The organism is Pseudoalteromonas sp. S3260 (assembly GCF_005886925.1).
GTDB classification, from domain to species: domain Bacteria; phylum Pseudomonadota; class Gammaproteobacteria; order Enterobacterales; family Alteromonadaceae; genus Pseudoalteromonas; species Pseudoalteromonas tetraodonis.
Window position 1 is genome coordinate 1 of record NZ_PNCV01000357.1, and the last position, 223, is coordinate 223.

The following is a 223-nucleotide window of genomic DNA, read 5'->3' on the forward strand; positions in this document are numbered from 1 at the left end:
GTGATGCCTAATTCATCGATTATGTCTGGCGCCATCGTAAACTACTCACGTGAGAAAACGCGTCGTATCGACTTGGTTATTGGCGTGAGCTACGATGCCGACCTTAAAAAGACCAAAGAAGTTTTAAAGTCAGTGCTTGATGCTGAATCAAGGCTGTTAAAAGAGCCAGCATACACGGTGGCCGTGAACGAACTGGCTGATTCAAGTGTGAACTTTGTGGTTC

General features: G+C 45.7%; 1 protein-coding gene. It reads left to right on the forward strand.

All coding sequences use genetic code 11. The features are described 5' to 3' along the window. A partial coding sequence (locus tag CWC14_RS18785; protein WP_138564389.1) for a mechanosensitive ion channel family protein occupies window positions 1–223 on the forward strand: 223 nt, incomplete at both ends.